General features: G+C 71.2%; 8 protein-coding genes. All 8 read left to right on the top strand.

The genetic code is table 11. From position 1 onward, the window contains the following. Positions 1-893 (top strand): molybdopterin-dependent oxidoreductase (locus ABD308_RS33250; RefSeq protein WP_344343353.1); only part of this gene is annotated, 893 nt, incomplete at its 5' end. Beyond that, positions 890-2,248 (top strand): NADH-quinone oxidoreductase subunit NuoH, encoded by a 1,359-nt coding sequence (gene nuoH, locus ABD308_RS33245; RefSeq protein ID WP_344343351.1) that lies wholly within the window; start codon positions 890-892, stop codon positions 2,246-2,248. The genes ABD308_RS33250 and nuoH, both read left to right, overlap by 4 nt. 6 nt (positions 2,249-2,254) lie before the next feature. Continuing rightward, positions 2,255-2,866 carry an NADH-quinone oxidoreductase subunit NuoI gene (gene nuoI, locus ABD308_RS33240; protein WP_344343350.1) on the top strand — a complete coding sequence of 204 codons (612 nt, stop codon included), beginning with the start codon at positions 2,255-2,257 and terminating at the stop codon, positions 2,864-2,866. Continuing rightward, the gene (locus tag ABD308_RS33235; protein ID WP_344343348.1) at positions 2,863-3,789 is read left to right on the top strand and encodes an NADH-quinone oxidoreductase subunit J; all 927 of its coding nucleotides are present in this window, start codon (positions 2,863-2,865) and stop codon (positions 3,787-3,789) included. The genes nuoI and ABD308_RS33235 overlap by 4 nt, the downstream gene beginning before the upstream one ends. Further along, positions 3,786-4,085 (top strand): NADH-quinone oxidoreductase subunit NuoK, encoded by a 300-nt coding sequence (gene nuoK, locus ABD308_RS33230; protein ID WP_253793010.1) that lies wholly within the window; start codon positions 3,786-3,788, stop codon positions 4,083-4,085. Before ABD308_RS33235 ends, nuoK begins: the two co-directional genes overlap by 4 nt. Positions 4,086-4,098: 13 nt before the next feature. Continuing rightward, positions 4,099-5,994 (top strand): NADH-quinone oxidoreductase subunit L, encoded by a 1,896-nt coding sequence (gene nuoL / locus ABD308_RS33225; RefSeq protein ID WP_344343344.1) that lies wholly within the window; start codon positions 4,099-4,101, stop codon positions 5,992-5,994. 37 nt (positions 5,995-6,031) lie between these two features. Further along, the gene (locus ABD308_RS33220; protein ID WP_344343342.1) at positions 6,032-7,705 is read left to right on the top strand and encodes an NADH-quinone oxidoreductase subunit M; all 1,674 of its coding nucleotides are present in this window, start codon (positions 6,032-6,034) and stop codon (positions 7,703-7,705) included. Beyond that, a partial coding sequence (gene nuoN / locus ABD308_RS33215) for an NADH-quinone oxidoreductase subunit NuoN (RefSeq protein WP_344343340.1) occupies positions 7,702-9,332 on the top strand: 1,631 nt, incomplete at its 3' end. The genes ABD308_RS33220 and nuoN, both read left to right, overlap by 4 nt.

Here is a 9,332-nt window from a genome sequence, read left to right as displayed (position 1 = left end):
CCGCCCGGGCCGAGGCCGCCGCCGTCTGGGGCGTGCCCGGACTCCCGGAAGGGCCCGGCCGGGACACCGAGTCCATCCTCGAAGCGGCCGTCGGCGGCGAACTCGGAGCGCTGCTGGTCGGCGGCCTCGACCCGGACGACCTGGCCGACCCGGCCCGGGCCGAACTGGCGCTGGCCGCCGTCCCGTTCGTGGTCTCGCTGGAGCTGCGCCCGTCCGCCGTCACCGTGCACGCCGACGTGGTGCTGCCGGTGGCCGCGGTCGCCGAGAAGGCCGGCACCTTCCTGGACTGGGAGGGCCGGGCGCGGATGTTCGAGGCCGCCCTCAAGCCGGACCAGCAGATGGGCCGTCACCTGCACCCGGACCTGCGGGTGCTGAACATGCTCGCCGACGCGCTGGGCCACCGGCTCGGCCTGCCCGACGTCCGTTCCGCCCGGCTGGAGCTGGACCGGTTCGCGCCCTGGGCCGGCGAGCGCCCGGCCGCCCCGGCCGCCCACCCCGGGCTGCTGCCCCGCCCGGCCACCGGGCAGGCGGTGCTGGCCGGCTGGCGCCTGCTGCTCGACAACGGCTCGCTCCAGCAGGGCGACCCGCACCTGGCCGGCACCCGGCACCGCGCGGTCGCCCGGATCTCGCCGACCACCGCCGAGGAGATCGGCGCCCTGGACGCCCCCGCGCTGCGGCTGACCGGCCCGGCCGGATCGGTCGCCCTGCCGCTGGAGATCAGCAAGGAGATGCCGGACCGCACGGTCTGGATCCCGCTCAACTCCACCCCGGGCGGCGCCCACCGCGCGCTCGGCACCACCATCGGCCACCTGGTCACCGTCGCCCCGGCGCAGGGTGCCGAGACGCGGGGCACCGAGGCGCAGGGCGTCGAGCCCGACGAGGAGGAGAAGTGAACCCCACCTCGCACCCGTTCGCCGGGTACGACCTCGCCGCGTACGAGACGCTCGGCTTCTTCGGCCGCGACCCCTGGTGGCTGGTCCTGCTGAAGGCGGTGTTCTGCTTCGCCTTCCTGGTCGGCACGGTGCTCGTGGCGATCGTCTGGGAGCGCAAGGTGGTGGCCTGGATGCAGCTGCGCATCGGGCCCAACCGGCACGGCCCGTGGGGCCTGCTGCAGTCGCTCGCCGACGGCGTGAAGCTGGCGCTCAAGGAAGACCTGGTGGTCAAGGGCGCCGACAAGGCGGTCTACGTCCTGGCCCCGATCGTCTGCGCCATCCCGGCGTTCATGGCCATCGCGGTGATCCCGTTCGGCCCGGCCGGCGACGAGATCTCGATCTTCGGCACCCGGACGCCGATGCAGCTGACCGACTTCCCGGTGGCGCTGCTGTACATCCTGGCCACCGCCTCGGTGGGCATCTACGGCATCGTGCTGGCCGGCTGGTCCTCCGGCTCGACCTACCCGCTGCTCGGCGGCCTGCGTTCCTCGGCCCAGATGATCAGCTACGAGATCGCGATGGGCCTCTCCTTCGCGGCGGTGTTCATCTACTCCGGCTCGATGTCCACCTCGGAGATCGTCTCCTCGCAGCAGCCGACCTGGTTCGCGGTGCTGCTGCCGGTGTCGTTCATCGTCTACATCGTGGCGATGGTCGGCGAGACCAACCGCGCGCCCTTCGACCTCCCGGAGGCCGAGGGCGAACTGGTCGGCGGCTTCAACACCGAGTACTCCTCGCTGAAGTTCGCGATGTTCATGCTGGCCGAGTACATCAACATGGTCACCGTCTCGGCCGTCGCCTCCACCCTGTTCCTCGGCGGCTGGCGGGCCCCCTGGCCGGTCTCCACCTTCTGGGAGGGCGCCAACCACGGCTGGTGGCCGATGCTCTGGATCATCCTCAAGATCCAGCTGCTGCTCTTCTTCTTCATCTGGCTGCGCGGCACCCTGCCCCGGTTCCGCTACGACCAGTTCATGAAGATCGGCTGGAAGGTGCTCATCCCGGTCTCGCTGGTCTGGCTGGTGATGGTGGCGGCCGTCCGGGCGCTGCGCAACGAGGGCTACGGCTTCGGCGAGGTGGTGCTCTACGTCGGTGCCCCGGTCGGCGCGCTGCTGCTGCTCGGCCTGCTGCGGGACGCCGTGAAGCGCCGGCCGGAGACCGAGGACGGCGCGCCGAGCGGCGAGTTCGACCCGATGGCCGGCGGCTACCCGGTGCCGCCGATGCCCGGCCAGCAGCTCCCGCCGGTCCCGCGCCGGCGCAGCCGCGCCCCGAAGCAACTCCAGGACGCCCTCAACGGGGCCGACCAATCCGAAGGGAGCTGAACCGAGATGTCGTCCGACCAGAACCCCCGGACCGACCGGCCCGAGCGGGCCGACAAGCCGTCCATCCTCGGACCGGCCGCCGGCTTCGGCGTGACCTTCAAGGCCATGTTCAAGAAGCGGCTCACCGAGCAGTACCCGGAGCAGAAGAAGCCCACCGCCCCGCGCTTCCACGGCCGCCACCAGCTGAACCGGCACCCGGACGGCCTGGAGAAGTGCGTCGGCTGCGAGCTGTGCGCCTGGGCCTGCCCGGCCGACGCCATCTACGTCGAGGGCGCGGACAACCGGGAGGAGGAGCGCTACTCACCCGGTGAGCGGTACGGCGCGGTGTACCAGATCAACTACGCCCGCTGCATCCTGTGCGGCCTGTGCATCGAGGCCTGCCCGACCCGGGCGCTCACCATGACCAACGAGTACGAGCTCGCGGACTCCTCCCGCAAGGACCTGATCTTCACCAAGGAGCAGCTGCTGGTCGGCCTCTCCGAGGGCATGGTCGACACCCCGCACGCGATCTTCCCGGGCGTCGACGAGGGCGCCTACTACCGGGGCGAGATCACCGCGGCGGCGCCGGGCACCGAGCCCCAGGAGCGCACCGAGCGGGAGCGGGAGGCGCAGTCGTGACCGCCGCCCCCGTCACCCTCGCCGCCGTGTCCGGCGCGACCTCCACCGGTGAGGCCGTCCAGTTCTGGGTGCTCGCGGTGATCGCCGTCGGCGGCGCCGTGGGCATGCTGCTGATGCGCAAGGCGGTGCACAGCGCGCTCTGCCTGGCCGCCACCATGCTCGCCCTGGCGGTCTGTTACATGGCCCAGGGCGCGGTGTTCCTGGGCGTGGTGCAGATCGTCGTCTACACCGGCGCGATCATGATGCTCTTCCTGTTCGTGGTGATGCTGGTCGGTGTGACCAGCGCGGACTCGCTGAAGGAGCAGTTGAAGGGCCAGCGGTTCGCCGCCGCGCTCTGCGGGCTCGGCTTCGGCGTGCTGCTGATCGCCGGGATCGCCAACGCGAGGCTGGACACCTTCGCCGGTCTCGCCGAGGCCAACGCCGAGGGCAACGTCCAGGGCCTGGCCCGGCTGATCTTCACCAAGTACGTCTGGGCCTTCGAGGTCACCGGCGCGCTGCTGATCACCGCCGCGATCGGTGCCATGGTGCTGACCCACCGCGAGCACGTGAAGGCCCCGAAGACGCAGCGCGAGCTGGCCGCCCAGCGGGTCGCGGACAACCTGCAGGTCCCGCCGCTGCCCGCGCCCGGCGTCTACGCCCGGCACAACGCGGTGGACATCCCCGGCCTGCTGCCGGACGGCTCGATCGCCGAGGACTCGGTGATGGCGACCCTGCGCGAGCGCGGCCAGATCCGCGACGTCAGCCAGGAGATGCTGGCCCGGATGGCCGAGCTGGAGTCCACCAGCGCCGACTGGCTCGGCCGCCCGCCGTCCGGGCGTCCGCCGGTGACCGGCCCGCGCCAGGCGCTGGAGCCGGTGGCCGCCAACCACACGGCGCCGGCGAACCGCCCGGCGTCCGACCACGACGAGGAGGGGGCGGAGTGAATCCGGTCAACTACCTCTATCTCTCCGCCCTGTTGTTCACCATCGGCGCCTCCGGCGTGCTGATCCGGCGGAACGCGATCGTCCTGTTCATGTGCGTCGAGCTGATGCTCAACGCCTCCAACCTGGCGCTGGTCACCTTCTCCCGGATGCACGGCAACCTGGACGGCCAGATCATCGCGTTCTTCACCATGGTGGTCGCGGCGGCCGAGGTCGTGGTGGGCCTCGCGATCATCGTCACGATCTTCCGGACCAGGCACTCCGCTTCGGTCGACGACAGCAACCTGATGAAGCTGTAGGCGGAGGACCTCGGTGAACTCTCTCATTCCGCTGCTGGTCGCGGCCCCGCTGGCCGGCGCCGCCCTGCTGCTGCTCGGCGGCCGGGCCTTCGACCGGTTCGGCCACTGGCTGGCCACCGCGCTCGCCGCACTGTCCTTCGGCTTCGGCCTCGCGCTGTTCTCGTCCATGCTGGGCCGGGACGCCGAGGAACGCGCCGTCACCGAGCACCTGTTCAGCTGGATCCCGGTGAACGGCTTCCAGGCCGACGTCGCCTTCCGGCTCGACCAGCTCTCGATGACCTTCGTGCTGCTGATCACCGGCGTCGGCACGCTGATCCACCTCTACTCGGTGGGCTACATGGCGCACGACGAGCGCCGGCGCCGCTTCTTCGCCTATCTGAACCTCTTCCTGGCGGCCATGCTGCTGCTGGTGGTCGCCGACAACTACCTGCTGCTGTACTTCGGCTGGGAGGGCGTCGGCCTCGCCTCGTACCTGCTGATCGGCTTCTGGCAGCACAAGCCGAGCGCCGCGACGGCCGCCAAGAAGGCGTTCATCGTCAACCGGGTCGGCGACCTGGGCCTGTCCATCGCGATCATGCTGATGTTCGTCGAGTTCGGCTCCTTCGCCTTCGAGCCGGTCTTCGCCACCGCCGACAGCGCGAGCGAGGGCAAGCTGACCGCGATCGGCCTGATGCTGCTGCTCGCCGCCTGCGGCAAGTCGGCGCAGGTGCCGCTGCAGTCCTGGCTCGGGGACGCGATGGAGGGCCCGACCCCGGTCTCCGCGCTGATCCACGCGGCCACCATGGTCACCGCCGGCGTCTACCTGATCACCCGCTCCGGGACGATCTTCAACCTGGCGCCGGACGCCCAGACCGCCGTCGTGGTGGTCGGCGCGGTCACCCTGCTCTTCGGTGCGATCGTCGGTTGCGCCAAGGACGACATCAAGAAGGCGCTGGCCGGCTCGACCATGTCGCAGATCGGCTACATGATCCTCGCGGCCGGCCTCGGCCCGATCGGCTACGCCTTCGCGATCATGCACCTGGTGACCCACGGCTTCTTCAAGGCCGGGCTGTTCCTCGGCGCCGGGTCGGTCATGCACGGCATGAACGACGAGGTGAACATGCGTCACTACGGCGGCCTGCGGAAGTACATGCCGGTCACCTTCGTCACCTTCGGCCTCGGCTACCTGGCCATCATCGGCTTCCCCGGCCTGTCCGGCTTCTTCTCCAAGGACAGGATCATCGAGGCGGCGTTCGCCAAGGGCGGCACCGAGGGCTGGATCCTCGGCCTGTGCGCCCTGACCGGCGCCGCGGTCACCGCGTTCTACATGACCCGGGTGATGATCCTGACCTTCTTCGGCGAGAAGCGCTGGCAGCCGGACGCCGAGGGCCACGAGCCGCACCCGCACGAGTCGCCGCGCACCATGACCGTCCCGATGATCCTGCTGGCGGTCGGCTCGGTGTTCGCCGGCGGGGTGTTCGCGTTCAACGACTCCTTCCTGCACTGGCTGGAGCCGGTCACCGGGCACGAGGAGGGCAACTCCCCGCTCGCCCCGCTGGTGGTCACCCTGCTCACCAGCGCCTGCATGGTGGCCGGCGTCGCGCTCGCGTACCTGGTGTACGGCCGCTCGGCCGTCCCGGTGGTGCCGCCCTACGGCTCCCCGCTCACCCGGGCCGCCCGCCGGGACCTGCTCCAGGACGACTTCAACCACGCCGTCCTGGTCCGCCCCGGCTCGGCGCTCACCGCGGCCCTGGTCTACTTCGACAGCCGCGGCCTGGACGGCTTCGTCAACGGCCTGGCCGCCACCATCGGCGGCGTCTCCAGCCGGCTGCGGCGGATCCAGAACGGCTACGTCCGCTCGTACGCGCTCTCCATGTTCGGCGGCACGCTGGTGCTGGTCGCCACGACACTCCTGATGAGGTCCGTCTGATGCACCCGGATTACACACGTCGTCAGGAGGTCGAGGCATGAGCGTCCTCCTCACCGCCACCTGCGCGGTTCCGGCGGCCGGCGCGGTGGTCACCGCCGCCCTGCCGGCCGGGACCACCGAGAGCCGGCGGCGGACCGCCAAGACGGTGGCGCTGGCCTTCTCCGCCGCCACCCTGGCCCTGGCCGGCGCGGCCGCCGTGCGGTTCGACCCGGACGGCGCGCGCTACCAACTGACCGAGTCCTACAGCTGGATCCGCTCCTTCGGCATCACCTTCTCGCTCGGGGTGGACGGCATCGGCGCCGTCCTCGCGCTGCTCACCGCCGTCCTGGTGCCGGTCGTGCTGCTCGCCTCCTGGCGCGACGCCGACCCGGCCGGGCCCGAGCCCGCCGCCGCCACCGAGGGAGCCGCCGACCCCGGCACCTTCGAGGCGCGCCGCCGCACCCAGGGCTTCTTCGCCCTGGTCCTGGCGGTGGAGGCGATGGTGATCGTCTCCTTCTACGCCACCGACGTCTTCGTCTTCTACGTCTTCTTCGAAGCCATGCTGATCCCGATGTACTTCCTCATCGGCGGCTTCGGCGACCGGGCGGGCGGCCCCGATTCGGCCCGTCAGCGCTCCTACGCGGCGGTCAAGTTCCTGCTGTACAACCTGCTCGGCGGCCTGGTCATGCTGGCCGCCGTGATCGGCCTGTACGTGATCGCGCAGGACCAGGGCCTGGCCACCTTCGACCTGCGGACGCTCACCGACGCGGTCGCCGACGGCCGGCTGGAGATCAGCGGCGCCGCCGAGAAGGCGCTGTTCCTCGGCTTCTTCTTCGCCTTCGCGGTCAAGGCCCCGCTCTGGCCGCTGCACACCTGGCTGCCGAACGCGATGGGCGAGGCCACCGCCGGCACCGCCGTGCTGATCACCGCCGTGGTCGACAAGGTCGGCACCTTCGCGATGCTCCGCTTCTGCCTCGGGCTGTTCCCGGACGCCTCGAAGACCTTCGCCCCGGCGATCCTGGTCCTCGCGGTGATCGGGATCATCTACGGCGCGCTGCTGGCGATCGGCCAGAAGGACATCAAGCGGCTGGTCGCCTACGCCTCGATCTCGCACTTCGGCTTCATCATCATGGGCGTCTTCGCGCTGACCAGCCAGGGCCAGAGCGGAGCCACCCTCTACATGGTCAACCACGGCATCTCCACCGCCGCGTGGATGCTGGTGGCCGGCTTCCTGATCTCCCGCCGCGGCTCCCGGCTGATCGCCGACTACGGCGGCGTGCAGAAGGTCGCCCCGGTGCTCGCCGGCACCTTCCTCATCGGCGGCCTGGCCACCCTGTCGCTGCCCGGACTGGCGCCCTTCGTCAGCGAGTTCCTCGTCCTGGTCGGCACCTTCACCCGGTACCCGGCGATCGGCATCGTCGCCACCTTCGGCATCGTGCTCGCCGCGCTGTACGCCCTGCTGCTCTACCAGCGCACCATGACCGGCCCGGTCAAGGAGGGCGTCAGCGGCATCACGGACCTCAAGGCCCGCGAACTCGCCGTGGTGGCACCGCTGGTGGCGCTCACCGTGCTGCTCGGCGTCTACCCGAAGCCGCTCACCGACCTGGTCAACCCCTCGGTGAACGCGACCCTCTCGCAGGTCCACCAGACCGACCCGGCACCGGCCCACCCGGTCGCCGACCACGGGACCGCCCAGGACGGGACCGCCCGCTCAGGAGGTGAGCACAAGTGAGCACCGGATGGCTCGCCGCCGCCGGCGGCGGTACCCAGAGCATTCCCGCGCCGCACATCGAGTACGGCCAACTCTCCCCGATGCTGGTGGTGTTCGGCGCCGCCGTGATCGGCATCCTGCTGGAGGCCTTCCTGCCCCGGCGGGTGCGGCACTGGGCCCAGGTGGTGACCGCGCTGACCGGCCTGGCCGGCGCCTTCGTCGCCGTGCTGGTGCTCGCCGCCCAGGGCTACGGCACCACCAAGGCCGACGGGGTCGCGATGGGCTCGGTCGCCGTCGACGGCCCGACGCTGTTCCTCCAGGGCGTCATCCTGCTGGTCTCGGTGGTCGCGGTGCTGACCTACGCCGAGCGCCGGCTGGAGCCCAAGGCCGGGGGAGCGCCGGCCGACGCCTTCACCGCCCAGGCCTCCGCCACGCCCGGCGGCGAGCAGGAGCGCGGCGCGATCCGGGCCGGCTTCACCACCAGTGAGGTCTTCCCGCTCACCATGTTCGCGGTCGGCGGCATGCTGCTCTTCCCCGCCGCCAACGACCTGCTGACCATGTTCGTCGCGCTGGAGGTCTTCTCCCTCCCGCTCTACCTGCTCTGCGCGCTGGCCCGGCGCCGCCGGCTGCTCTCCCAGGAGGCGGCGGTCAAGTACTTCCTGCTCGGCGCCTTCGCCTCGGCGTTCTTCCTGTTCGGCACCGCGCTGCTGTACGGCTACGCGGGCACCGTACGGCTCGGCGAGATCGCCGACGTCATCTCCGGCAACGCGCTGCTCACCCCGGCGCTGGCCTCCTCGACCCAGAACGACGCGCTGCTGCTGGTGGGCCTGGCGATGCTCTCGGTCGGCCTGCTCTTCAAGGTCGGCGCGGTGCCGTTCCACTCCTGGACCCCGGACGTCTACCAGGGCGCGCCGACCCCGGTCACCGGCTTCATGGCGGCGGCGACCAAGGTGGCCGCGTTCGGCGCCGTGCTGCGGCTGTTCTACGTCGCCTTCCCGGCGCTGCGGCTGGACTGGCGGCCGGTGCTCTGGGGTGTGGCGATCCTCACCATGGTGGTCGGCGCGGTCCTCGCGGTCACCCAGCAGGACGTCAAGCGGCTGCTGGCCTACTCCTCGATCGCGCACGCCGGCTTCATCCTGACCGGCGTGATCGCCAGCAACCGGCAGGGCGTCGGCTCGGTGCTGTTCTACCTGCTGGCGTACTCCTTCGTGACGCTCGGCGCGTTCGCCGTGGTCACCCTGGTGCGCGACTCCAAGGGCGAGGCCACCCACCTGTCCAGCTGGGCCGGCCTGGGCCGGCGCTCCCCGCTGGTCGCGGGGGTGTTCGCGCTCTTCCTGCTGGCCTTCGCGGGCATCCCGCTGACCTCCGGGTTCACCGGGAAGTTCGCGGTGTTCCAGGCCGCGGCGGCCGGCGGGGCCACCCCGCTGGTGATCGTGGGCGTGCTCAGCTCGGCGGTGGCGGCGTTCTTCTACATCCGGGTCATCGTGCTGATGTTCTTCTCCGACCCGCGGCCGGGCGGCCCGACCGTCGCCATCCCGAGCGCCTTCACGGCGACCGCGATCGGCGTCGGCGTCCTGGTCACGGTGGGCCTCGGACTGCTGCCGCAGTACTTCCTGGACCTCGCCTCCAAGGCCGTGTTCTTCGTCGG

The sequence above is a fragment of the Kitasatospora putterlickiae genome (assembly GCF_039527695.1).
Taxonomy (GTDB): Bacteria; Actinomycetota; Actinomycetes; order Streptomycetales; family Streptomycetaceae; genus Kitasatospora; species Kitasatospora putterlickiae.
This window is presented reverse-complemented; position numbering and strand designations above follow the sequence as displayed.